This window comes from Paraburkholderia sp. SG-MS1 (assembly GCF_012275575.1).
Lineage (GTDB): Bacteria > Pseudomonadota > Gammaproteobacteria > Burkholderiales > Burkholderiaceae > Paraburkholderia.
In genome coordinates this window covers 1-22,594 of record NZ_NPIH01000238.1, presented here as the reverse complement: position 1 = coordinate 22,594, position 22,594 = coordinate 1, and the positions used below count along the sequence as shown (strand labels likewise).

General features: G+C 64.3%; 20 protein-coding genes and 3 pseudogenes. 14 read left to right on the top strand and 9 right to left on the bottom strand.

Annotated elements, in window-relative coordinates; genetic code table 11:
- The first annotated feature begins 206 nt into the window (after nt 1–206).
- A complete protein-coding gene (locus CIC12_RS22835; protein WP_168667240.1) occupies nt 207–1,289 on the top strand; it encodes an aldose 1-epimerase in 1,083 nt (360 codons plus the stop codon).
- A gap of 108 nt (nt 1,290–1,397) precedes the next feature.
- Nucleotides 1,398–2,213 carry an orotidine-5'-phosphate decarboxylase gene (gene pyrF, locus CIC12_RS22830; RefSeq protein WP_168667239.1) on the top strand — a complete coding sequence of 272 codons (816 nt, stop codon included), beginning with the start codon at nt 1,398–1,400 and terminating at the stop codon, nt 2,211–2,213.
- Between the two features lie 183 nt (nt 2,214–2,396).
- Here pyrF and CIC12_RS22825 read toward each other — a convergent pair whose 3' ends face one another.
- From CIC12_RS22825 to thiL, 4 genes are all read right to left on the bottom strand, one after another.
- Nucleotides 2,397–2,909, bottom strand: coding sequence for a cupin domain-containing protein (locus CIC12_RS22825; RefSeq protein WP_168667237.1), 513 nt, complete (start codon nt 2,907–2,909; stop codon nt 2,397–2,399).
- Between the two features lie 23 nt (nt 2,910–2,932).
- Nucleotides 2,933–3,433 carry a CinA family protein gene (locus tag CIC12_RS22820; RefSeq protein ID WP_168667236.1) on the bottom strand — a complete coding sequence of 167 codons (501 nt, stop codon included), beginning with the start codon at nt 3,431–3,433 and terminating at the stop codon, nt 2,933–2,935.
- A 64-nt stretch (nt 3,434–3,497) separates the two neighbouring features.
- Entirely contained in the window at nt 3,498–4,070 is a 573-nt protein-coding gene (locus tag CIC12_RS22815; RefSeq protein ID WP_168667234.1) for a phosphatidylglycerophosphatase A family protein, read from the bottom strand.
- Nucleotides 4,060–5,061, bottom strand: a complete 1,002-nt coding sequence (gene thiL / locus CIC12_RS22810; RefSeq protein ID WP_168667232.1) for a thiamine-phosphate kinase — start codon at nt 5,059–5,061, stop codon at nt 4,060–4,062. The genes CIC12_RS22815 and thiL overlap by 11 nt, the downstream gene beginning before the upstream one ends.
- A gap of 206 nt (nt 5,062–5,267) precedes the next feature.
- Here thiL and CIC12_RS22805 point away from each other — a divergent pair, with 206 nt between their 5' ends.
- From CIC12_RS22805 to CIC12_RS22795, 3 genes are all read left to right on the top strand, one after another.
- Nucleotides 5,268–7,607: an NADP-dependent malic enzyme gene (locus tag CIC12_RS22805; protein WP_168667230.1), complete on the top strand. Its 2,340-nt coding sequence runs from the start codon at nt 5,268–5,270 to the stop codon at nt 7,605–7,607.
- A 425-nt stretch (nt 7,608–8,032) separates the two neighbouring features.
- A complete protein-coding gene (locus CIC12_RS22800; RefSeq protein WP_168667228.1) occupies nt 8,033–8,449 on the top strand; it encodes a ribonuclease in 417 nt (138 codons plus the stop codon).
- 16 nt (nt 8,450–8,465) lie between these two features.
- Nucleotides 8,466–9,026, top strand: coding sequence for a barstar family protein (locus CIC12_RS22795; RefSeq protein ID WP_168667226.1), 561 nt, complete (start codon nt 8,466–8,468; stop codon nt 9,024–9,026).
- A 128-nt stretch (nt 9,027–9,154) separates the two neighbouring features.
- On the opposite strand, the gene CIC12_RS22790 is transcribed toward CIC12_RS22795, so the two are convergent.
- The 3 genes from CIC12_RS22790 to speE all read right to left on the bottom strand — a co-directional run bounded on the left by CIC12_RS22790 (nt 9,155) and on the right by speE (nt 11,312).
- Nucleotides 9,155–9,895 carry a 16S rRNA (uracil(1498)-N(3))-methyltransferase gene (locus tag CIC12_RS22790; protein WP_168667224.1) on the bottom strand — a complete coding sequence of 247 codons (741 nt, stop codon included), beginning with the start codon at nt 9,893–9,895 and terminating at the stop codon, nt 9,155–9,157.
- A 19-nt stretch (nt 9,896–9,914) separates the two neighbouring features.
- Nucleotides 9,915–10,328, bottom strand: coding sequence for a VOC family protein (locus CIC12_RS22785; RefSeq protein ID WP_168667223.1), 414 nt, complete (start codon nt 10,326–10,328; stop codon nt 9,915–9,917).
- 111 nt (nt 10,329–10,439) lie between these two features.
- Nucleotides 10,440–11,312 carry a polyamine aminopropyltransferase gene (speE, locus tag CIC12_RS22780; protein WP_168667222.1) on the bottom strand — a complete coding sequence of 291 codons (873 nt, stop codon included), beginning with the start codon at nt 11,310–11,312 and terminating at the stop codon, nt 10,440–10,442.
- A gap of 278 nt (nt 11,313–11,590) precedes the next feature.
- Here speE and tkt point away from each other — a divergent pair, with 278 nt between their 5' ends.
- Nucleotides 11,591–13,612, top strand: a complete 2,022-nt coding sequence (gene tkt, locus CIC12_RS22775) for a transketolase (protein ID WP_168667221.1) — start codon at nt 11,591–11,593, stop codon at nt 13,610–13,612.
- 95 nt (nt 13,613–13,707) lie between these two features.
- Nucleotides 13,708–14,718: a type I glyceraldehyde-3-phosphate dehydrogenase gene (gene gap, locus CIC12_RS22770; protein WP_168667220.1), complete on the top strand. Its 1,011-nt coding sequence runs from the start codon at nt 13,708–13,710 to the stop codon at nt 14,716–14,718.
- 108 nt (nt 14,719–14,826) lie between these two features.
- On the opposite strand, the pseudogene CIC12_RS22765 reads toward gap, so the two are convergent.
- Nucleotides 14,827–15,268, bottom strand: a pseudogene (locus CIC12_RS22765) (GntR family transcriptional regulator); the annotation flags it as partial.
- Between CIC12_RS22765 and CIC12_RS22760 the strand changes: the two are divergent.
- Nucleotides 15,257–15,403, top strand: a pseudogene (locus CIC12_RS22760) (allantoicase); the annotation flags it as partial. The pseudogenes CIC12_RS22765 and CIC12_RS22760 sit on opposite strands and share 12 nt — an antisense overlap.
- Nucleotides 15,404–15,414: 11 nt before the next feature.
- Nucleotides 15,415–15,925, top strand: a pseudogene (locus CIC12_RS22755) (ureidoglycolate lyase).
- A 107-nt stretch (nt 15,926–16,032) separates the two neighbouring features.
- Here CIC12_RS22755 and fur read toward each other — a convergent pair.
- Nucleotides 16,033–16,461: a ferric iron uptake transcriptional regulator gene (gene fur / locus CIC12_RS22750; RefSeq protein WP_168667219.1), complete on the bottom strand. Its 429-nt coding sequence runs from the start codon at nt 16,459–16,461 to the stop codon at nt 16,033–16,035.
- 158 nt (nt 16,462–16,619) lie between these two features.
- Here fur and CIC12_RS22745 point away from each other — a divergent pair, with 158 nt between their 5' ends.
- The 5 genes from CIC12_RS22745 to leuS all read left to right on the top strand — a co-directional run bounded on the left by CIC12_RS22745 (nt 16,620) and on the right by leuS (nt 22,529).
- Nucleotides 16,620–17,468, top strand: a complete 849-nt coding sequence (locus CIC12_RS22745) for an outer membrane protein assembly factor BamE (RefSeq protein ID WP_168667218.1) — start codon at nt 16,620–16,622, stop codon at nt 17,466–17,468.
- Between the two features lie 157 nt (nt 17,469–17,625).
- Complete coding sequence (gene dapB / locus CIC12_RS22740) at nt 17,626–18,423, top strand: 4-hydroxy-tetrahydrodipicolinate reductase (RefSeq protein WP_168667216.1); 798 nt, start codon at nt 17,626–17,628, stop codon at nt 18,421–18,423.
- An 88-nt stretch (nt 18,424–18,511) separates the two neighbouring features.
- On the top strand, nt 18,512–19,222 hold the full coding sequence (locus tag CIC12_RS22735) for a MotA/TolQ/ExbB proton channel family protein (protein WP_168667214.1): 711 nt from the start codon (nt 18,512–18,514) through the stop codon (nt 19,220–19,222).
- A gap of 90 nt (nt 19,223–19,312) precedes the next feature.
- Nucleotides 19,313–19,759, top strand: a complete 447-nt coding sequence (locus tag CIC12_RS22730; protein ID WP_168667212.1) for an ExbD/TolR family protein — start codon at nt 19,313–19,315, stop codon at nt 19,757–19,759.
- 178 nt (nt 19,760–19,937) lie between these two features.
- Nucleotides 19,938–22,529: a leucine--tRNA ligase gene (gene leuS, locus CIC12_RS22725; protein ID WP_168667209.1), complete on the top strand. Its 2,592-nt coding sequence runs from the start codon at nt 19,938–19,940 to the stop codon at nt 22,527–22,529.
- The last annotated feature ends 65 nt before the right edge of the window (nt 22,530–22,594 follow it).

Below are 22,594 nucleotides of genomic sequence, written 5' to 3'. Positions count from 1 at the left end.
AGAATGACGCAGCCGCGCTCGCGGGGCCGCACTGCGGGCACGACTCGCAGGATTTTGAAAGTGAACCAGAAGGTGATGTCGCAATTCCAGTGGCAGCAAATCGGCAGCATGCAGTTCGGACCCAGAGGCGACCCGTTCCAGAAAGTCGCCCTACAGCATCCGTCAGCAATGACGGCAACGTCCCTCGCCTCTCGATGGAGCCAGATATGACTGTTGCGAATCTTGTTTCCGCTTCCTCCCCCGTTTCTTCGCTTGCTTCTTCGTCGACCTCTCAGAGCCGGCGCTCGCGCCTCGCCGCGGCCGCCAATCCGGTGCTGGCGGGGCCGAGCACGTCGGCGGTGGCAGTCGGCGAAGGCAGCGCCGGCGATGTCGCATGCGTCACGCTCGCCAACGCGCATTTGCGGCTCGACGTCGCGCCGACGCTCGGTGGCGGCGTCACCCGTTTCGACTGGCGCAACGACGGCGCGCTCACGCCGATTTTCCGGCGTTGCCGCCATGTCGCCGCCGACACGCAGCCGAACCAGCTCGCCTGCTATCCGCTGCTGCCGTATTCGAACCGGATCGGCGGTGGTCATTTCAACGTGGCGGGCCGGCGCGTCGAGGTGCCGCGCAATCGCGCCGACGAACCCTTGCCGATTCACGGCGACGGCTGGCTCTCGGCGTGGCAGGTGGCGGAGTCGCATCGCGAAAACGTGCGGCTGACGCTCGATCGGCATGACGGCAAGCCCTACGCGTACCGCGCGGCGCAAACCTATACGCTGGAGGGCCCGACGCTAGTCGTCACGCTGGAGATCGAGAATGCCGGGCGCGACGCGCTGCCGTTCGGGCTGGGCGTGCATCCGTTCTTCGTGCGCGATGCGGACACCGAGCTGTCGGCGGCGGCGGGCGGCCTGTGGCTGTCCGGTGAAGACTGGCTGCCGGTGCGCCATGTGCCGGCGCCGCCCGCGTGGCAATTCGGCGTCGCGTATCCTTTGCCGGAGACCGTCGTCAATCATGCTTTTACCGGCTGGAGCGGGCAGGCGGCGGTGGTGTGGCCGAAGCGCCGTCTGTCGGTGAACATCGCCGCCGACACCGATTACTACGTGCTGTACACGCCGCCCGGTGAAGACTTTTTCTGCTTCGAGCCCGTCGATCATCCGATCAACGCGATGAATCTCGCCGGTGGCGCATGCGAAAACGGCATGACGCTGCTCGCGCGCGGCGAGCGGCTGACGCGTACGTTCCGGTTTACCGTCGAACGTACCGGGCTGCGGTCGATGCCCGGCGCACGCGGGGCACGGCGACAGTAAGTCACGGGGCGGGGCGGCGGACAGCGGGCGATGTTGGGAGGCGGCCCGCCGCGCAGGACAGGTAAAATACCCGCCTCTTCCGATTACCGGCTCGCCGCGAGACCCACCATGTCCAACTTCATCCAGACACTCAACGACGCCTGGCAGCGCACCCACTCGCTGCTGTGCGTCGGCCTCGACCCCGAGCCGAGCAAATTTCCCGGCGCGCTCGCCGGCCGGCCCGACGCGATTTTCGATTTCTGCCGCACGATCGTCGATGCGACCGCGCCGTACGCGTCGTCGTTCAAGCCGCAGATTGCCTACTTCGCCGCGCATCGCGCGGAAGACCAGCTCGAACAACTGATCGCCCACATTCACGCGAAGCATCCCGGCCTGCCGGTGATTCTGGACGCGAAGCGCGGCGACATCGGCAGCACCGCCGAGCAGTACGCGCGCGAAGCGTTCGAGCGCTACCAGGCGGACGCGGTGACGGTGAATCCGTACATGGGCTTCGACTCGATCCAGCCGTACCTGGCGCACGAAGGCAAGGGCGTGATCGTGTTGTGCCGCACGTCGAACGCGGGCGGCTCCGATCTGCAATTCCTGGAGACGGGCGGCCGTCCGCTGTACCAGGTCGTCGCGCAACTGGCGGCGGACAAGTGGAACGCGAGCGGCCAGCTGGCGCTCGTGGTTGGCGCGACGTTCCCGAAGGAAATCGAGGTGGTGCGGGGGATCGTCGGCGATATGCCGCTGCTGATTCCGGGCATCGGCGCGCAAGGCGGCGATGTCGAGGCGACCGTCAACGCCGGGCGCACGGCCAACGGCACGGGCATGCTGATCAACTCGTCGCGCGCGATCATTTACGCGGGCAAGGGCGACGATTTCGCGCAAGCCGCCGCGCAGGCCGCGATGGAAACGCGTGACCGGATCAACGCGTTCCGGTAAGCGCGAAAATTGTGGTTGAGGAAGCCGGCGACGCGGTAATAGCCGGCCGTTGAACGGCCCGGCTTCGGGCCGGTTTTAGCGGATGGTTCAGACCGTTGCGCCTGATGAGCGCTGAACGAGGCTCACGAGACCTGGCAGACCGACTGGCTAGCAGGCACTGTGGCAAACCGCCGAAAGCTCGGCTCAACGCACCGGTCCCAGCCGCGCAATCATCCCTGCATGCTGTGGATGCTCCGCCTTGAGCGCATCCACATCTCCGATCTCGAACTCGCTGAACTCGAATCCCGGCGCGACCGTGCAGCCCACCAGCGCGAACGTCGCCGGATCAGCGCATTCCGCCGCGAACCATAAGCCCGCCGGCACTACCGCCTGAAACACGGCGTCGTGATGCGCCAGTGCATTGCCGAGCTTATGCGTGACCAGCGCGCCGCTCGCATCGAGCACGTGGACATTCAACGGCTCGCCCGCATAGAAGTGCCAGACTTCGTCGGACCTGATGCGATGCCACGCCGAATGCGCGCCGTCGCAGAGCAGGTAGTAGATCGCGGTCGACGCCGAGCGATGCTGCGTTGAACCGCCGTCGCGAATCACACGCTGCACCGACCGATACGTTTCGTTAAAAAATCCGCCTTCCGGATGCGGCTTCAGATCGAAGCGGCGGATCAGTTCGTCCCTGCTTGCGTGCGAATCCGGCATCGTTCGCGCCTCTTGAACGAGGGTCAATGTTCGCGTTCGTCGAGCAGCGCGAGCACGCCGCGCAGCGCATGCGCCGCGGCCTGCACGCGGATCTGTTCGCGATCACCCTTGAAAATCTTCGTTTCCACCGATGTGTGCAGCCGGTTGCTCCAGCCGAACGACACCATGCCGACCGGCTTGGTCTCGGTGCCGCCGCCCGGCCCGGCGACGCCGGTGATCGACAGCGACACCTGCGCGCGGCTGTTGCGCAGCGCGCCCTCGGCCATTGCACGCGCCACCGGCTCGCTGACCGCGCCGTGCCGGTCGATCAGATCGGCGGGCACGCCGATCATCTCGCTCTTCGCCTGATTCGAATACGTGACGAAGCCGCGCTCGAACCAGCCGCTGCTGCCGGAAATATCGGTAATGGCGGTCGCTACCATGCCGCCCGTGCAGGACTCGGCGGTGACGAGCATCAGGCGTTCGTCGCGCAGACGGTTGCTCACGCGAATCGCGAGCTGGTGAACGACGGAATCGGTAGGCATGGCGTCAATCCGGAAAACGGAAGCCGGCGATCAGGCACGGCAGGCGGCGATTGCCGGGCGGCGGTTAAACCGACATGCGCCAAAGCGCAATCACGAGCAACGTGAAAAAAGCGGCGACGAGGTCATCGAACATGATGCCAAAGCCACCTTTCAGACGGCGGTCGAAATAACTGATGGGCGGCGGCTTCACCATGTCGAAGAAGCGGAACACGATGAAAGCCCACAGCTGGCCGGTGAGGGTGGCCGGCGTGACCATCAGCAGCACCAGCCAGAACGCGACGATTTCGTCCCACACGACCGGCGACGGATCGTCGATGCCGAGCCGCTTCGCCGTAAACCCGCAAATCGCAATACCGCCGATGAAGCCCACGCCGATCAGCACGCCCCACTCGATCACGGTGAGATAGCGGCTCAGCACGGCAAACGATGCCCACGCGAACAGCGTGCCGATCGTGCCCGGCGCCACCGGCGACAAGCCGCTGCCGAAACCCAGCGATAGCAGGTGCAACGGATGCGACAGCATGAAACGCGCGGTGGCGCGGCGCGGCTGAGGCCGCGGCGCCCGGGGTTGCGGCGCTTGGGGCGGCTCGCCGCCGATGAGATTGTCGGCGGGGCGGAGCGGGGGGTCAGTCTGCATGGAAGTGATCGAAGCCTTGCAACGTCAGGGTGAGTGGCGCGCCGGCGGCATCGCGCCAGTCGATGGCCGGGCGGGCGTCTGCCGCCGGGAGAGCGCTTATTGTACCGACGCGGGTGACCGGGACGGCCGCCTCGCGCCCGGCCGCTTCGACCGCAGCGCGCGCCGTGGCCGGCGCGGTGAAGCACAGTTCGTAGTCGTCGCCGCCGGCGAGCGTGCAGCGTCGTTGAGTTTCGGGTGGGAGACGGCGCAGCGCGGCGGAGCGCGGCACGGCGTCGGCATCGACCGTCGCGTGCATACGCGAGCGTTCCAGGATGTGCAGCAGATCGCCCGCGAGGCCGTCCGACAGGTCCAGTGCCGCGTGCGCGATGCCGCGCAGCGCCAGCCCGAGCGGCACACGCGGCTCTGGCCGTTCGAGGGCGCGGCGAAACGTCGCGGTATCGGCCGCGTGCGCCGACCACTCGCCGCGCAGTACACCGAGGCCGGCGCGCGCGTCGCCGAGGGTCCCGGAAATCCAGATGTCGTCGCCCGGCTGGGCTGCGTCGCGACGCAGCGCCACGCGCGGCGGCACGCTGCCGAACACGGTCACGCACAGATTCAGCGGGCCGCCCGTCGTGTCGCCGCCGATCAGTTCGCAGCCGTAGCGGCCGGCCAGCGCGAATAGTCCTTCGCTGAACGCGGCGAGCCAGGCTTCGTCCGCCCTCGGCAACGAGAGCGCCAGGGTGAATGCCTGCGGTTGCGCGCCCATCGCGGCGAGGTCTGACAGATTCACCGCGAGCGTCTTGTGACCGAGCGCTTCGGGATCGGCATCGGCGAAGAAATGGCGGCCTTCTACCAGCATATCGGTCGATATCGCCAGCATTTCGCCCGCGCGCGGCGCGAGCAGCGCGCAGTCGTCGCCGATGCCGAGCGTGTCGGCGGCGGCGTCGGATGGTCGAGCGGCAGCGGCACGGCGGCCAAAGAAACGGTCGATCAGCGAAAACTCGGAGAGCATGTCGGTCACCGGTGAACGGGATAAGTACCGCGAACTGCGGCTAACGGCGCGCATTGTACGAAGTTGCCATGCGATCGGCGCTGCTTCCCATGCAGCGCCGCTCCGGATCGAGCCCAAGCGACACAAGGCAGCCCGCCCGTTGGCTCCGTTTAAGTCGCGGCAGTTGTACCTGTATTGAAGGAATCGCGTAGGCAATTGGGGCTACAATGCCGTCGAACGTCTATTCTAATCCGCACTTCGAAGCCCGCCTTATGTCGAATCCCGTCAATAGCAAACTCCGCGAAGCCGCACTCGATTACCACGAGTTCCCCACCCCCGGGAAAATCGCGATCGCCCCGACCAAGCAGATGATCAACCAGCGCGACCTCGCGTTGGCGTATTCGCCGGGCGTCGCGTTCGCGTGTGAAGAGATCGTCGAAAACCCGCTGAACGCCGCGCGTTTCACCGCTCGCAGCAACCTGGTCGGCGTCGTCACGAACGGCACCGCGGTGCTGGGTCTGGGCAACATCGGGCCGCTCGCGTCGAAGCCGGTCATGGAAGGCAAGGCCGTCCTGTTCAAGAAGTTTGCCGGCATCGACGTGTTCGATATCGAGCTGAACGAGTCGGACCCGCACAAGCTGGTCGACGTGATCGCCGCGCTCGAGCCGACTTTCGGCGGCATCAACCTGGAAGACATCAAGGCGCCGGACTGCTTCATCGTCGAGCGCGAATGCCGCAAGCGCATGAAGATTCCGGTCTTCCACGACGACCAGCACGGCACCGCGATCGTCGTCGCGGCGGCGATTACCAACGGTCTCAAGGTGGTCGGCAAGGACATCAAGAACGTCAAGCTGGTGTCCTCCGGCGCGGGCGCGGCTGCGCTGGCCTGTCTGGACCTGCTGATCGACATCGGCCTGCCGCTCGAGAACATCACCGTCACCGACCTGGCCGGCGTGGTCTACAAGGGCCGCGTCGAATTGATGGATCCGGACAAGGAGCGCTTTGCGCGTGAAACCGACGCGCGCACGCTCGCCGAAGCGATCGGCGGCGCGGACGTGTTCCTTGGCCTGTCGGCGGGCGGCGTGCTCAAGCAGGACATGGTCAAGCAGATGGCCGACAAGCCGCTGATTCTCGCGCTGGCCAATCCGACGCCGGAAATCCTGCCGGAACTGGCGCTGGAAGTGCGCCCGGACGCCGTGCTGTGCACCGGCCGCACCGACTACCCGAATCAGGTGAACAACGTCCTCGTGTTTCCGTTCCTGTTCCGCGGCGCGCTCGATGCCGGCGCGACGACGGTCACGCGGGAAATGGAAATTGCCGCAGTCAACGCGATCGCCGAACTGGCGCGCCAGGAGCAGAGCGACATCGTCGCGACAGCCTATGGCATTCAGGATCTGTCGTTCGGCCCGGAATATCTGATTCCGAAGCCGTTCGACCCGCGCCTGATCGTCAAGGTCGCGCCGGCAGTGGCGAAGGCCGCGATGGATTGCGGCGTCGCCGAGCGTCCAATCGAGGACATGGATGCGTACGAACAGCATCTGCAGCAGTTCGTGTATCACAGCGGCACAACCATGAAGCCGATTTTCCAGCTCGCGCGCAGCGTCGAGCCGGAGAAGAAGCGCATCGTGTTCGCGGAAGGCGAAGAAGAGCGCGTGCTGCGCGCGATGCAGATCATCGTCGACGAAAAGCTGGCCAAGCCGATCCTGATCGGCCGTCCGGCGGTGATCGAGCAGCGGATTGGGCGCTATGGTCTGCGTCTCGTCGCCGGTCAGGACTACACGGTCGTGAACACCGATCACGACGAGCGTTACCGCGATTTCTGGCAGGAATACGCGAAGATGATGTCCCGCAAGGGCATCACCCCCCAGATGGCGAAGCTCGAAATGCGCCGCCGCACCACGCTGATCGGCGCGATGCTGGTGAAAAAGGGCGAAGCGGATGGGATGATCTGCGGCACGGTCAGCACGACGCACCGGCATCTGCACTTCATCGATCAGGTGATCGGCAAGAAGGAAGGCGCCAAGGTCTACGCGGCGATGAACGCCCTGGTCTTGCCGAATCGGCAGATTTTCCTGGTCGATACGCACGTGAACGTCGATCCGACGCCGGAGCAACTGGCCGAAATCACGATCATGGCGGCCGACGAAGTGCGCCGTTTCGGTATCGAGCCGAAGGTCGCGCTGGTCTCGCACTCGAACTTCGGGTCGAGCAACGCGCCGACCGCGCAGAAGATGCGCGACACGCTGGAGATCCTGCGCAAGCGCGTGCCGGAACTCCAGGTAGACGGCGAAATGCACGGCGACGTGGCGCTGGACGCGAATCTGCGTCGCGAAGTGCTGCCCGATTCGACGCTCGAAGGTGACGCGAACTTGCTGGTGCTGCCGAACATCGACGCGGCCAACATCTCGTACAACCTGCTGAAGACGGCGGCCGGCAACAACATCGCGATTGGTCCGATGCTTCTGGGCGCGGCACAGCCGGTGCACGTGCTGACGCCGTCGGCGACAGTGCGCCGGATCGTCAACATGACGGCATTGCTAGTGGCGGACGTGATCGCCGCCCGCTAATTCCCGTTCGGGTGATGCATGGCGCCGGGTCGCGCGCCATGCAAAAAAAACGGCGTGCCCGCAACGGGCACGCCTCCGGGCGAGCAGGGGATTGCCACCCGAAAAACGGCAAAGGGGCACATCAGAGGGCACATTGAACTTCAGAATGACTGCCGGCCCGCAGCGCTCGCCACGGGCATGAAGGGGCCTCCAAGCGGTCTGCCGGTTCGCCCAAATTCTCCTTCCAATTGCACAGTCAGGCTAAGTTTAGCCTTGTCGGGCAAAACATTCTGTCAAAAGTCGTCAAAGGCCCGACTGCGGCCTTTTCCACCCGATCGAGAACGCTTAGGCTACCCGTCGAACGTTGATTCCAAAGGCCATTAGCGATACCCTTACGACTTTCATGGTCGTCAAACTCGTGATCTAACAGCGGGGAACCTTGATACATGGCACGCACGTGGCTGCGCATCAGGGGCGTGCTGACCGGTGCTCTTACGCTGTGCGCGTTATCCGGCTCTGGGCCTGGCGCACTTGCACGCGACTACACGGCGCCCGCCGATGCAAACGCACAAGGGGTGGGCAAGGTCGCGCTGGCGCAGTTGCCGCGCGAAGCGGTCAATACATTGAACTTGATTGCCGCGGGCGGGCCTTACCCGTATGAGAAGGACGGCATCGTATTCGGCAATCGCGAGCGGTTGCTGCCGGCCCATCGGCGCGGCTATTACCACGAATACACCGTTCCCACGCCTCGCGCGCGTAATCGCGGGGCACTTCGCATCGTCTGCGGAGGTCCGCTACAGCGAACCGATAATTGTTACTACTCGGACGACCACTACACCAGTTTTAATCGTATTGTTGAATGACATCGGGATGAACGGCATGAGCGACAACGTCTACGCGCACAACACCGGAGTCGCGACGGATCTTTTCGCGGCCGGCGACGGCAATTTGTTCCAACGCGTCATGAAGATGCGCGCTGGCGATCAGGGCCGCGACAACCAGGGCGAAGCAGGCACTGCGGTTTCATCGAACGAGGAGCCCATGAGTCTTTTCAAGACCGTGCGACCGAACATCGTACAGTCGATCCGCGCTTTCCGCGTGCAAGATCTCGCCGACGAGGCCGCCCAGCTCGGCCAGCATTTTCTGTATGCATATTGCGCCAATGCGCTGACCAAGCAGGAAGTGCTCGAGACGATCGCCACCTCGTTCCTGTTCCCGAAGCATTTTGGCAAGAACTACGACGCGCTCTACGATTGTCTGACCGACCTCGTCCATAAGGCAGGCGCGCAGCCGGGTTTTGTAATCGTGCTCGAACAGTTGCCGGTTGCGCAGAAGTTCGACAAGGAAGGGCGCGAGACGTTACTGGACGTGTTCCGCGAGGCGGCCGAATTCTGGGCCGAGCGCAAGGTGGCGTTCCGGGTGTTCTATTCGTTTGCCTGAATTTCGCCTGACTGGGCACTGCGAGTCGCGCTAGACGCCGCAGTGAGGAAAAGCAAAAGGCCCGCCAATCGGCGGGCCTTTTCTTCTCGCAGCTTGCCTGCGCCCACGCGCCGCTGTTGTGCAACTGCTTACCAACCACCCCAGCGGGCCGCGAGCGCGGAAAGCACCGCTATTCCCGCAGTCTCGGTGCGCAGTACCCGTGGGCCGAGGCCGACGGCGGTAAATCCGTGATCGGTGGCCGCTGCTTCTTCGGCGGCGGAAAACCCCCCTTCGGGGCCGACCAGCACCGTCACGCGGCCCGTCGGCGGTGTGTCCGGCAGCGCCGAAAAACTGATGCTGGCGCGTGGCGACAGCAAAATGCGCAATTCGCCTTCGCCGGGTTCGCGAGGCAGCGCCCCCAGCCAGGTGGCGATCTCGCGCACCGGCATGACTTCCGGCAGGCGATTTCGCCCGCATTGTTCGCACGACGCGCGCACGATGCCTTGCCAATGCGCATGCCGGCGCTGTGCCCGCTCGCCGGAAAGCCGCACGACACTGCGCGTGGTGGTCAGCGGCATGAAGCACGAAGCACCGAGTTCGACCGCCTTTTCGATCAGCCAGTCCATCTTGTCGCCGCTGGCAATGCCTTGCGCGAGCGTGAGGTGATAGGGCGCCTCGACTTCGATCGGGCGGAATTCGTGAATTCTGACCTTGGCCGAGCGGCGTTCTATCTCGACGAGCTCGGCGCTGTACTCGCCGCCCTCGCCGTTGAAAAGCACAATCGAATCACCGGGCTGCAAACGCAGCACCAGAACATGGCGCACGACGTCATCGGGAAGCGGCATGATGTCGTCGGGGTTCAGGGACGTACCGACGAAGAAGCGGGGCATCAAAAAAATACTCATTAGCTCAGGATAGGTGGCGAGCGAGCGCCCAGCGGTAGCCGTCCAGATCTTCGACCTGAGCGAACCGGTCGCCCCAGAATTGATCTTGCGGCTCGCTCAGCGATTTTGCGCCGGCAGCCAGCGCCCGCGCATAAACCGCGTCGACATCGTCGACATAGACATAGAACGATTGCGGGGCGATTGCGCCCGCGCTTTTGGGTGTTTTCGCGGCCGAGCCGAACGCGCCCTCCGGCGCGAACATCACGATCAACTGGCCTTGATAGGACATCTCGACGTGCATGACGACACCGTCGTCCTGAACACTGTCGCGAACTTCGAAGCCGAATGCCGCAGAGAAAAACGCAGTCGCGGCACGCGCGTCGCGTACCGTCAGATAGGGGGTCAACCAGGGCACACCGGCTGGGCGGGGGGCGGTCATGGACTTCTCCGGATCTCGAGGGTTTGCGGGACGCAGGCGGCGGATTCTGGCGGCTGCGCCTGTCGATATATCGAGACGCGATCCGACCCAGCCGGGCATTGTGCCTACACGTTAGCTTAATGGCTTTAAGAATTGGCCTAGTTTATCGCGCACAGAACGGGGCGCCGAGAAGAGTCCTGCATGCAGGGACGGATCGTAGTGTTTCAGCGATTCGATACGGCGAACAGCGACGCGCTCCCGCAGCGTGTCAGCGGGGAGTGCGGCGGGGTCGAGGGTGTCGCTGGCGCTCGCCATCATCCACAGTGAGCCGTAGAGCGGGACGAAGGTGTTCATCGTACGCACGACGCGGAACGTAGCGTGCAGATCGTCGAGCAGGCCGGTAATGCGGCGAGCGTGGAAATAGGGCGAGCCGAGATGCAGCGAGAGGGCTGCGGGCGCACGCATCGTCCGTTTGAGTTGCGCGTAGAAGGCCTGCGTGTACAGGCCGGCGGCGGGCGAATCCGGCGGCGTCAGATCAAACACGACGAGGTCGAACTGCGCCGGCGCCGCGGCGGCGACGTACTGCACGGCGTCGCCGATCACCAGTTCGACGCGCGGATCGTCGAGTGCGCCGCCGTGCACCTCGGGCAAATGCTCGCGACTCAGACGGACCACTTCCGCATCCAGTTCCGCCACGACGATCCGTTCGATATCCGGATGGGCCAGCAACTGCCGCGCGGCGCCGCCATCGCCGCCGCCCAGGACCAGCGCCGCGCGCGGCGCCGGATGCGCGAGCGCGATCGGATGCGCCATGCATTCGTGATAGATGAACTCGTCGCCGGTGGACGTCATCGGACGGCCGTCGAGCGTGAAAAGCCGGCCGAGCTGCGGCGTGTCCCACACCTCGATGCGCTGATAAGGCGAATCGACGCGCGCGACGAGCCGCGCATGCGGAAATCCGTAGACGGCGTCGGGACTCGGTTGGAACAGCAGCGGAGCGCTCACGGATGTCGGGGCTCCAGCGGGAGCGTAGTGGGTTCGGTTGTTTGATTGTAAAGGGCCAAGTGCGCCGCGGGCCCGTATGTGCGCTGAAACTCACAGCCAGGCGGCTTTGCGGGCCGGAGGCGGGGCAACGTTCTGTTAGAATGTCTCGCTTTCAGCCTTGTCCGTTTGCTCTGCCCGTTTCGCGCTCCTGGCGCCGCATCGTGCGCCGAAGCGAACTGGCATTCGAGCTCCCGGTCCTCAAGCGCGCACCGCTTTCTGACTCTGTCTCCGGACTCGACATGACGACCTCGTCTCCCGCACCCACTTCCTTGATGGCCAACGCAATCCGCGCGTTGTCCATGGACGCCGTTCAAAAAGCGAATTCCGGTCACCCGGGCATGCCGATGGGCATGGCCGAAATCGGCGTGGCTTTGTGGTCGCGTCATCTGCGTCACAACCCGAAGAACCCGCAGTGGGCCGACCGCGACCGTTTCGTGCTGTCGAACGGCCACGGTTCGATGCTGCTGTACTCGCTGCTGCACCTGACCGGCTACGATCTGCCGATGGAAGAGCTGAAGAACTTCCGCCAGATGCACTCGAAGACGCCGGGCCACCCGGAATACGGCATCACGCCGGGCGTTGAAACCACCACCGGCCCGCTCGGCCAGGGTCTCGCGAACGCGGTCGGCATGGCGCTCGCCGAGTCGCTGCTCGCCACCGAATTCAACAAGCCTGACGCGAAGATTGTCGATCACCACACGTACGTGTTCGTCGGCGACGGCTGCCTGATGGAAGGCATTTCGCACGAAGCGTGTTCGCTGGCCGGCGTGCTGAAGCTGAACAAGCTGATCGCGTTCTACGACGACAACGGCATCTCGATCGACGGCGAAGTGGTGCACTGGTTCCACGACGACACACCCAAGCGCTTCCAGGCGTACGGCTGGAACGTGATCCCGAACGTGGTCGGCCACGACGTCGACGCCGTGGATGCCGCGATCAAGCAGGCAAAGCTCTCCGACAAGCCGACCCTGATCTGCTGCAAGACCGTGATCGGCGAAGGCTCGCCGAACAAGGCTGGCAGCCATGATTCACACGGCGCGGCGCTCGGCGACAAGGAAGTCGCGGCCACGCGTGAAGCGATCGGCTGGAAGTGGGAGCCGTTCGTGATTCCGCAGGAAGTCTACGCGGCGTGGGATGCGAAGGAAGCCGGCGCGCACGTCGAAGGCGAATGGGACAAGGCATTCGCGGCTTACGCGGCCAAGTACCCGCAGGAAGCAGCCGAATTCAAGCGCCGTGACGCGAAGCAACTGCCCGCGGACTGGAAGGAAAAGGCGAAGGCGATCATCGCCGGCGCGAACGAACGCGCAGAAACCATCGCGACGCGCAAGGCATCGCAGCAGGCCATCGAAGGTTTGTCGGTGGTGCTGCCCGAACTGCTCGGCGGTTCCGCCGACCTCACCGGCTCGAACCTGACCAACTGGAAGGCCGCGAAGCCGGTGCGCGTGAATGCGGAAGGCAAGGCAGCCGGCAACTACGTGAACTACGGCGTGCGCGAATTCGGCATGAGCGCCGCGATCAACGGTGTCGCGCTGCATGGCGGCTTCAAGGCGTTCGGCGGCACGTTCCTGACCTTCTCGGACTACAGCCGCAACGCGCTGCGCGTCGCTGCGCTGATGAAAGCGCCGTCGATCTTCGTGTTCACGCACGACTCGATCGGTCTGGGCGAAGACGGCCCGACCCACCAGTCCATCGAACACGTTGCGAGCCTGCGCCTGATTCCGAACCTGCAGGTGTGGCGCCCGGCCGACACCGTCGAAACGGCGGTGGCCTGGACTCACGCCGTTGAACATCACGGCCCGTCGTGCCTGATCTTCAGCCGCCAGAATCTGGCGTTCTCGGAGCGCACCGACGCGCAGATCGCCAACATCGAGAAGGGCGGCTACGTGCTGCGCGACTGGAACGACGAGATCGTCGCGCGCAAGATCATTCTGATCGCCACCGGCTCGGAAGTCGAACTGGCGCTGAACGCGGTCGAGCCGCTGGCACGCGAAGGCATCGCGGCGCGTGTCGTGTCGATGCCGTCGACCACCGTGTTCGACAAGCAGGACGCCGAGTACCGCGAGCGCGTGCTGCCGCACGGCGTACGCCGCGTCGCGGTCGAAGCGGGCGTGACGGATTTCTGGCGCAAGTATGTGGGTCTGGAAGGCGGCGTGGTCGGAATCGACACGTTTGGCGAATCGGCCCCGGCTGGCGTGCTGTTCAAGCATTTCGGCTTCACCGTCGAGCATGTGGTAGAGACGGCTAAAGCCGCACTGGGCTGATGTAGGCGAGGCGTTGCCTCATGGCGTATGAACGCGTGGCAACGCAGCCTGTCAGACGAACGAGACGTATTTTTTCAGCCATCAGGAGATAGACCATGACGATTCGCGTCGCAATCAACGGCTACGGCCGGATCGGCCGCAATACCCTGCGCGCCTTCTACGAAAACGGCAAGAAGCACGATATCGAAATCGTCGCCATCAACGATCTCGGCGATGCCAAGACCAACGCTCACCTGACGCAATACGACACGGCGCACGGCAAGTTCCCGGGCGAAGTGTCGGTGGACGGTGACTACCTGGTCGTCAACGGCGACAAGATCCGCGTGCTCGCCAACCGCAACCCGGCCGAACTGCCGTGGGGCGAGCTGAACGTCGACGTCGTGATGGAATGCACGGGCTTTTTCACGACCAAGGAAAAGGCTAGCGCGCACATCAAGGGCGGCGCAAAGAAGGTCATCATCTCGGCACCGGGCGGCAAGGACGTCGACGCAACGATCGTCTACGGCGTGAACCACAACGTGCTGAAAGCATCGGACACGGTGATCTCGAACGCGTCGTGCACGACCAACTGCCTGGCGCCGCTCGTCAAGCCGCTGAACGACAAGATCGGCCTCGTGAACGGCCTGATGACGACGATCCACGCGTACACGAACGACCAGGTTCTGACCGACGTGTACCACGAAGACCTGCGCCGCGCGCGCTCGGCGACGCACAGCCAGATCCCGACCAAGACCGGCGCGGCGTCGGCGGTTGGTCTCGTGCTGCCGGAACTGAACGGCAAGCTCGACGGCTACGCGATTCGTGTCCCGACGATCAACGTGTCGGTCGTCGATCTGTCGTTCATCGCCGCGCGCGACACGACGGTCGAACAAGTCAACGCGATCATGAAGGAAGCCTCGGAAGGTGCGCTGAAGGGCATCCTCGGCTACAACGATGCACCGCTCGTGTCGATCGACTTCAACCACAACCCGGCTTCGTCGACGTTCGACGCGACGCTGACCAAGGTGTCGGGCCGTCTGGTGAAGGTGTCGAGCTGGTACGACAACGAGTGGGGTTTCTCGAACCGCATGCTGGACACGGCAGTGGCGCTCGCCAACGCGAAGTAAGTTATCGCGCCTCGTTGCGTTCTGCGCTGCGAAGCCGGCCTCGGGTCTGGCGGCAGGGCAGCGCGGGGTAAGGCAAGGGCAAAAAAGCCGCTCCTCGGAGCGGCTTTTTTACGTCTGCGGCGTGGGGAAATGAACGCCTGCGCGTTGCGCGGCGTTCGAGATGTGGGTTTCGATCGCCTTGCCCGCCGCTGCGCAATCGCGGGCGCTGAGCGCGTCCAGAATCGCGCGATGCTCGGTGTACCTGGATAGCACCAGTTCGCGCCGGTAGAACGGCATCCGCTGGCTTTCCTTCATGATTTCCGCGCTGCTTTGCAAGATCGATTCGATTGCCGCATTGCCGGCAATGCTCACGATCCGCATGTGGAACGCATAGTCGAGGCGCGGCTTCGTCGAGCTCGTCGCAGGCGAGCGCGGTTTGCATCTCCGTGATGTTGCTCTCGAACCAGGCGAGGTCGGCGTCACTCACGGCAAGCGCCGCCATGCGCGCGACGAAGCCTTCCAGCGCGAAGCGCATCTGATAAGTATCCGGCAGCGACGACTGCTCGGCGAACAGAAGCTGCAAATGGACCACGTCCACACGTTTGCGGACGGCCTCGCGCCGCTGGGACCGCTCACGCACGTGCGTTTCAATATCTTTCCTGACGGCGGCGTGTCGCGCCTGCGTCTGTGGGGTGAGATCGCCTAACGGATCGCCTGATGAAGACATTGCAGATGGAACGTTTGACGCGGGCGGCTTTCGCGCGGTTCGGCGAGGTCATCGAGCTGGACGGCGTGCGTCATTTTCCGATCAACGGCGGCACGACCGAGCGCTATCACGACCTCGCTGCCGTCGACGTAACGGCGCAGGGCCGCCGCCCGCTGATCAACCTGTTTCGTGCCCGGCCGCGCACGCTGCCGGTCGTCATCACGATGATGGATCGGCATCCGCTCGACAGCCAGGCTTTCATTCCCTTACGACAGGGCCGCACCTCGTGGTGGTAGCGCCGCCGGGCGAGTTGGATCCGGCGCGGATGCGGGCCTTCCGGACCGACGCCTGGCAGGGCGTGAATTACGCGAAGGGGTCCGGCACCATCCGCTGCTGGCGCTCGATCAGGTGAGCGACTTCGTGGTGGTCGATCGCAGCGGCGAAGGCAACAATTGCGATGAACTGTCATTGGCCGAGCCGTGGCGGCTGGCGTTTGAAGTAAGCGCCGAACTTGTCGCATAGCAGCACCGACGGCGCCGCCGTGAACGTAAAAAGACCCGGCCGATTCGCATAGGCCGGGTCTTTTTCATGGTCACCTCACGCACCCCGGCGCGGGCGGCGCAACGGCGTCAATGCTTGCGATGCGGGCAATTCTCCTTCGTGCAGACGCCATATAGCGCCAACGCATGTTCCTGCAGCTTGAAGCCGCGTTCCTTCGCAATAGATTGTTGGCGGCTCTCGATGTCGGGATCGAAAAACTCTTCCACGAGCCCGCAGTCGAGACACACGAGATGGTCGTGATGCGACCCTTCGTTGAGTTCGAACACTGCCTTGCCCGATTCGAAATTGCTGCGCGAGAGCAGGCCCGCCTGCTCGAATTGCGTCAGCACGCGATACACGGTTGCGAGGCCGATATCGAGTTCCTCGTGCAGGAGGTTGCGGTACACGTCTTCGGCCGTCAGATGACGTACCGGGCTGTGCTGAAAAATCTCAAGGATTTTGAGGCGCGGAAGGGTCGCCTTGAGCCCGATATTCTTGAGATCGGTTGGATTGGTCATGACAAGGGATCCCTAGAGTACAATGCTGGGCTCTCATAGTAATGTGTTTTTGCCGTTCTGGTCATCTTCGATGGAATGAAACTCGCGCGGCTCGTCAGCGGGCCCGCACGGTGAGTGAAATGATTTCAAAATCTCAATTGATCTACCGGGGGAGCCGCATGCGGGGTACCTTGATCGCTGTTGCGACTGTCGCGGTTCTTGCCGGATGTTCCACGTACGACAGTCTCACGCAGCGAGTCGCCCAAAGCATCACGCCGTACCGGATAACGGTGGTGCAAGGCAATTTCGTCTCGAGTGAAATGGCGTCGCAAATGAAGGTCGGCATGACGCGCGCACAAGTGCGCCAGCTGCTCGGCACGCCGCTTTTGACCGACATGTTCCACGCGGACCGCTGGGACTACGTGTTCTATTTCAAGCGCGGCTCGACCGCTATCGTGCAGCAGCGCGACTTCGTCGTGTTCTTCTCGGGTGACATCGTCGCCAGCTGGACGGGTGGCGAAGACTTGCCGTCCAACCTCGAATTGCTGGCCGAGATCGACGGCGACCGGCGCGGCAACCGAAGGGCGATAGCGAACGCGCCGAGCGCGGCCAGCGCTGCTGAAGCGAACGCCGCGAGCGCGCCGGCGGCCACGGCACAAGCCCCGGCCACGCCGGACACCGCGCGTTCGCCGTCGGTCGAGGGCGCCGCCGCAGCCGGTGAGCCGTCCACGGACGCCAATGCGGAGGCCGCGCAAGCCGCCAATCGTGCGACCAATGCGGTGCAATCGCCGTCAAACGGGCCGTCGTCGGTGCGTTCCACGGCGCCGACCCCGAATGCGGGCGGCGTGCCGTCGCAAGGACCGACCTCTGGCGGGCGGCCGCAGTTCCAGTTCCACCGTCCGCCGCCGCCGGCGCCGACCACCCAGAGCAATCCGGTCGGACCGACGGGCCCGCAAAGCAGCAACAGTGGCCCGACGGACAACGCGCCTGTGACTTCGCCTTCGTCGACGTCGGGAACGGGCGACTAATCCCGTTGTCCTTGTTTTAAGGCGGGCGCGGCGCCATGCGCGCGGCGCCCGCCGGATTCTCCGCTTGTCCAAATCAGTGCGGCGCCCGGGTGTGCTGCCCGCCGCCGCCGCTTTTGCCCGCGTTTGCCGGGTTTTGTCTTTTCGAACCCTCGTAGCCATGAAAATTGCCATTGCTGGCGCATCGGGCCGTATGGGCCGCATGCTCATCGAAACCGTCCTCCAGGATCCCGCTGCCACCTTGTCCGGCGCGCTCGTGCGCGCGGGCTCCGCGCAACTGGGGCACGACGCAGGCGCGTTTCTCGGCAAACAAACCGGCGTGCTGATGACCGACGACATCGAGCGCGTGTTCGCCGAATCCGATTACCTGATCGACTTCACGCGCCCGGCCGGCACGCTGGAGCATCTGGCGGCGGCGCAGCGCCACGACGTAAAAATGGTGATCGGCACGACCGGCTTCGACAACGAGCAGAAAGCGCAATTGCGCGCCGCGGCGGAGAAGGTCGCCATCGTGTTCGCGTCGAATATGAGCGTGGGTGTGAACGTCACGCTCAAGCTGCTGGAATACGCGGCGAAGCATTTCGCGACGGGCTACGACATCGAGATCATCGAGGCGCATCATCGTCACAAGGTCGACGCGCCGTCCGGTACAGCGCTGACCATGGGCGAAGTGATCGCCAACGCGCTCGGCCGCAATCTCGACGACTGCGCGGTGTACGGCCGCGAAGGCGTGACCGGCGAGCGTGATCCGTCCACGATCGGCTTTTCGGCGATTCGCGGCGGCGACATCGTCGGCGACCATACGGTGTTGTTCGCGGGCACCGGCGAGCGCATCGAAATCACGCACAAATCGTCGAGTCGGCTGTCGTATGCGCAAGGCTCGCTTCGTGCAGTGCGTTTCCTCGAGGGCCATAAGACCGGCTTTTTCGACATGCAGGACGTGCTCGGCCTGCGTTGAGCGGGCCTTGCAAGGGTTTTTGCACCTAGGCCCAGGGGCATCGCGGCCCCGGCGTACGCCCTGAATTTACTTTCCCCGGTGAGGTCAGATGGCAGGCAGCAGCGGCATCATCCATTATCTGCAAACCAGCGACGCGATCACGCACGGGGTCGCGTATGTGCTGCTGGCCATGTCGATTGCGAGCTGGTGCTTCCTGATCGTCAAGAGCTGGATGCTGACTCGCGCCAAACGTCAGGCCACGCGGGCGATTGCGCAGTTCTGGCAGACGCCGACGCTGTCCGAGGGCGTCGCGGTGTTGCGGCGCGCCGACCGTGAACGCGTCTTCCTGCCGCTCGCCGAAGCGGCGCTCCATGCGGCCGAGGTGGATATTCCGGGCGCGTTGCTCGCGCGTGTCGAGCGTGGCGAGCGGGTGCTGCGGGCGTTGCGCCAGGCGCTCAACGCGTCGCAGCGGCGGCTCGAATTCGGCCAGGTGCTGCTGGCGTCGGTGGGCGCCACGGCGCCGTTCGTCGGCCTGCTCGGGACCGTGTGGGGCATCTATCACGCGCTCGGCAGCATCGCCGCGGCCGGTCAGGCGCAGATCGAGAACGTCGCCGGCCCGGTTGGCGAAGCACTGATCATGACGGCGTTCGGTCTCGTGGTCGCGATTCCGGCGGTGCTGGCGTACAACGTGCTCGGGCGCCTCGTGCGGCAGTTGTCCGAAGAACTCGACGGCTTCGCGCATGATCTGCACGCGTACGTGTGTGCGCCTGCGGAGCAGCCTCACGCGCCGGTGCGAGCGCAGCAGGCTTCGACTCACTAGGCGCGCGCTTCGAAAAGGTCCAGGCATAACGCCGAAGCAGAAGCCCAGCATCAGACGCAAGCGGAAAGCTCAGACGGAAGGAGGGCGATCATGGCATTTGGCGGACTCGAGAAAAAGCAGACGGCTGCGCCGATGGCCGAGATCAACATGACCCCGTTGATCGACGTGATGTTGGTGCTGCTGGTCATTTTCATCATCACCGCGCCGTTGTTCACGCACGCGATCCGGCTCGATTTGCCGAAAGTCGCGGCCACGCCCGCGCGCGAAACGCCGCAAACCATTTCCCTGTCGATCGACGCCGCCGGCAAGCTGTACTGGAACGGCAACCTCATCACGCTCGCGCAGATGCGCAAGCAGTTCGCACAAGCGGCGAGCGAAGCCAGGCAGCAGGCGCAGCAGCCGGAGATCCATCTACGCGCGGAGCGCTCGACGCGCTACGAGGTCATTGCGCAGGTGATGGGCGCGGCGCAGCAGGCCGGCCTCGAGCGGATCGGTTTCGTGACAGACCCGCCGCCGCCGGCGGACGCGGCGCATTAAACGCTGCTCCGCGCTTCAACCCACTGCCCGGCACTCACGCACCACCCCGCGCGGCGTAGCTGTCCGCGAACGGTATAATCAGCCCTTTCCCCGCCGACGGGGAAACGACGCCATTTCATTCAGCAGAGCACCAAAGCGGCCGGTGCGAAAGCACCGAACCCAGCGATCCCATCACACCATGCACGAAAAATACGTTCCCTCCGACGTCGAATCCGCCGCGCAAGGGCAATGGCGCGCCATCGACGCGTACAAGACGACGGAAACCACCGATAAACCCAAGTTCTATTGCGTCTCGATGCTGCCGTATCCGTCGGGCAAGCTGCACATGGGGCACGTGCGCAACTACACGATCAACGACGTGATGTACCGCTATCTGCGGATGAACGGCTACAACGTGCTGATGCCGATGGGCTGGGACGCGTTCGGCATGCCGGCGGAAAACGCCGCGATGGCCAACAACGTGCCGCCCGCGAAGTGGACCTACGACAACATCGCTTACATGAAGAAGCAGATGCAGTCGATGGGCCTCGCGATCGACTGGACCCGCGAAGTTGCGACCTGCAGTCCCGACTACTACAAGTGGAACCAGTGGCTGTTCCTGAAAATGCTCGAAAAGGGCATCGCGTACAAGAAGACCGGCACCGTCAACTGGGACCCGGTCGACCAGACCGTGCTCGCCAACGAGCAGGTGATCGACGGCCGCGGCTGGCGCTCGGGCGCGCTCGTCGAGAAGCGCGAAATCCCGATGTACTACATGCGCATCACGCAGTACGCGGACGAACTGCTGAACGACCTCGACGGCCTCGGCTGGCCCGAGCGCGTCAAGATCATGCAGCAGAACTGGATCGGCAAGAGCTTCGGCGTGAACTTCGGCTTCCCGTACGAAATCGACGGCGAACAGAAGCTGCTGCGCGTGTTTACCACGCGTGCCGACACGATCATGGGCGTGACCTTCTGCGCGATCGCCGCCGAGCATCCGCTTGCCACGCGTCTCGCGCAAGGCAGGCCGGAACTGCAGGCGTTCATCGCAGAATGCAAGCGCGGCGGCGTGGCCGAAGCCGACGTCGCGACGATGGAAAAGAAGGGCATGGGCACCGGCTTCTACGTCACGCATCCGCTGACGCAGGGACTGGTCGAAGTGTGGATCGGCAATTACGTGCTGATGAGCTACGGCGAAGGCGCGGTGATGGGCGTGCCCGCCCACGACGAGCGCGACTTTGCGTTCGCGAAGAAATACGATCTGCCGATCAGGCAGGTGGTGGCTGTCGAAGGCAAGGAATTCTCGACGCAAGCCTGGCAGGAATGGTACGGCGAGAAGACCGGCACGCTGGTCAACAGCGGCAAGTACGATGGCCTCGCGTACGAAGCAGCGGTCGACCAGATCGCGGCAGACCTGAAAGAACTCGGCCTCGGCGACAAGCAGATCACGTGGCGTCTGCGTGACTGGGGCGTGTCGCGTCAGCGCTACTGGGGCACGCCGATTCCAATCATCCACTGCCCGGCGTGCGGCGACGTGCCGGTGCCGGAAAAAGATCTGCCGGTGGTGCTGCCGGAAGACCTCGTACCGGACGGCACGGGCAACCCGCTCGCGAAGTCCGAAGCGTTCGTGAACTGCGCCTGCCCGACCTGCGGCGGCGCGGCGAAGCGTGAAACCGACACGATGGACACCTTCGTCGATTCGTCCTGGTACTTCTACCGCTACGCGTCGCCGGATGCAAAGACCATGGTCGACGAGCGCACCGACTACTGGGCGCCGATGGACCAGTACATCGGCGGCATCGAGCACGCGATTCTGCACCTGCTGTACTCGCGTTTCTGGGCGAAGGTGATGCGCGACCTCGGCCTCGTCAAGTTCGGCGAGCCGGCGAAGAACCTGCTCACGCAGGGCATGGTGCTCAACGAAACGTATTACCGCGAAAACGAAGCGGGCAAGAAGACCTGGTACAACCCGGCCGATGTCACGGTGTCTTTCGACGACAAGGGCCGTCCGGTCGGCGCGATCCTGAACGCGGATGGCCAGCCGGTGGTGCTCGGCGGCGTCGAGAAGATGTCGAAGTCGAAGAACAATGGCGTCGATCCGCAATTGCTGATCGATCAACACGGCGCGGACACCGCGCGTCTGTTCGTGATGTTCGCGGCTCCCCCCGAGCAACAGCTCGAGTGGTCCGGTTCGGGCGTCGAAGGCGCGAGCCGTTTCCTGCGCCGCGTATGGAATTTCGGTCACACGAACGAAGCCGCGTTGCGTGCGGGTGGCCAGCTCGACGCCGCGCAATTCGGCGAGGCCGACAAGCTGCTGCGCCGCGAGATCTACAGCGTGCTGAAGCAGGCCGACTTCGACTATCAGCGTCTGCAATACAACACGGTGGTATCGGCCGCGATGAAGATGCTCAACGCGCTCGACAGCGCGAAGAGCGCCCAGCCGGCCGTGCTGCGCGAAACCTACAGCGTGATGCTGCGCGTGCTGTACCCGGTGGTGCCGCACCTGACGTTCCAGTTGTGGCAGGAACTCGGTTACGCCGACGAATTCGGCTCGCTGTTGGACGCGGCATGGCCGAAGGTCGACGAGAAGGCGCTGGAGCAGGCCGAGATCGAGCTCGTGCTGCAGGTGAACGGCAAGGTGCGCGGCGCGATCACCGTGGCGAAAGACGCGACTCGCGAAGCGATTGAGCAGCTCGCGGCCGCGCATGAGATGGTGGCGAAGTTCAGCGAAGGCAAGGCCCCGAAGAAGATCGTCGTGGTGCCGGGCCGTCTCGTGAACGTGGTCGTTTGACGGTCCACGAAAACATGTCGGCAGACAGGACGCCGCCGCGCGCGGCGGTCTTTGTCTGCGCTGCG

What these genes read in the sequence shown, in the direction of transcription:
- CIC12_RS22745 (WP_168667218.1), top strand. Translation starts at nt 16,620, where the DNA reads ATGCGGGGTACCTTGATCGCTGTTGCGACTGTCGCGGTTCTTGCCGGA.
- CIC12_RS22815 (WP_168667234.1), bottom strand. Translation starts at nt 4,070, where the DNA reads ATGCAGACTGACCCCCCGCTCCGCCCCGCCGACAATCTCATCGGCGGC.
- CIC12_RS22820 (WP_168667236.1), bottom strand. Translation starts at nt 3,433, where the DNA reads ATGCCTACCGATTCCGTCGTTCACCAGCTCGCGATTCGCGTGAGCAAC.
- CIC12_RS22735 (WP_168667214.1), top strand. Translation starts at nt 18,512, where the DNA reads ATGGCAGGCAGCAGCGGCATCATCCATTATCTGCAAACCAGCGACGCG.
- dapB (WP_168667216.1), top strand. Translation starts at nt 17,626, where the DNA reads ATGAAAATTGCCATTGCTGGCGCATCGGGCCGTATGGGCCGCATGCTC.
- CIC12_RS22790 (WP_168667224.1), bottom strand. Translation starts at nt 9,895, where the DNA reads ATGCCCCGCTTCTTCGTCGGTACGTCCCTGAACCCCGACGACATCATG.
- pyrF (WP_168667239.1), top strand. Translation starts at nt 1,398, where the DNA reads ATGTCCAACTTCATCCAGACACTCAACGACGCCTGGCAGCGCACCCAC.
- CIC12_RS22795 (WP_168667226.1), top strand. Translation starts at nt 8,466, where the DNA reads ATGAGCGACAACGTCTACGCGCACAACACCGGAGTCGCGACGGATCTT.
- CIC12_RS22825 (WP_168667237.1), bottom strand. Translation starts at nt 2,909, where the DNA reads ATGCCGGATTCGCACGCAAGCAGGGACGAACTGATCCGCCGCTTCGAT.
- leuS (WP_168667209.1), top strand. Translation starts at nt 19,938, where the DNA reads ATGCACGAAAAATACGTTCCCTCCGACGTCGAATCCGCCGCGCAAGGG.
- gap (WP_168667220.1), top strand. Translation starts at nt 13,708, where the DNA reads ATGACGATTCGCGTCGCAATCAACGGCTACGGCCGGATCGGCCGCAAT.
- CIC12_RS22785 (WP_168667223.1), bottom strand. Translation starts at nt 10,328, where the DNA reads ATGACCGCCCCCCGCCCAGCCGGTGTGCCCTGGTTGACCCCCTATCTG.
- CIC12_RS22835 (WP_168667240.1), top strand. Translation starts at nt 207, where the DNA reads ATGACTGTTGCGAATCTTGTTTCCGCTTCCTCCCCCGTTTCTTCGCTT.
- CIC12_RS22805 (WP_168667230.1), top strand. Translation starts at nt 5,268, where the DNA reads ATGCCGTCGAACGTCTATTCTAATCCGCACTTCGAAGCCCGCCTTATG.
- thiL (WP_168667232.1), bottom strand. Translation starts at nt 5,061, where the DNA reads ATGCTCTCCGAGTTTTCGCTGATCGACCGTTTCTTTGGCCGCCGTGCC.
- CIC12_RS22800 (WP_168667228.1), top strand. Translation starts at nt 8,033, where the DNA reads ATGGCACGCACGTGGCTGCGCATCAGGGGCGTGCTGACCGGTGCTCTT.
- fur (WP_168667219.1), bottom strand. Translation starts at nt 16,461, where the DNA reads ATGACCAATCCAACCGATCTCAAGAATATCGGGCTCAAGGCGACCCTT.
- tkt (WP_168667221.1), top strand. Translation starts at nt 11,591, where the DNA reads ATGACGACCTCGTCTCCCGCACCCACTTCCTTGATGGCCAACGCAATC.
- CIC12_RS22730 (WP_168667212.1), top strand. Translation starts at nt 19,313, where the DNA reads ATGGCATTTGGCGGACTCGAGAAAAAGCAGACGGCTGCGCCGATGGCC.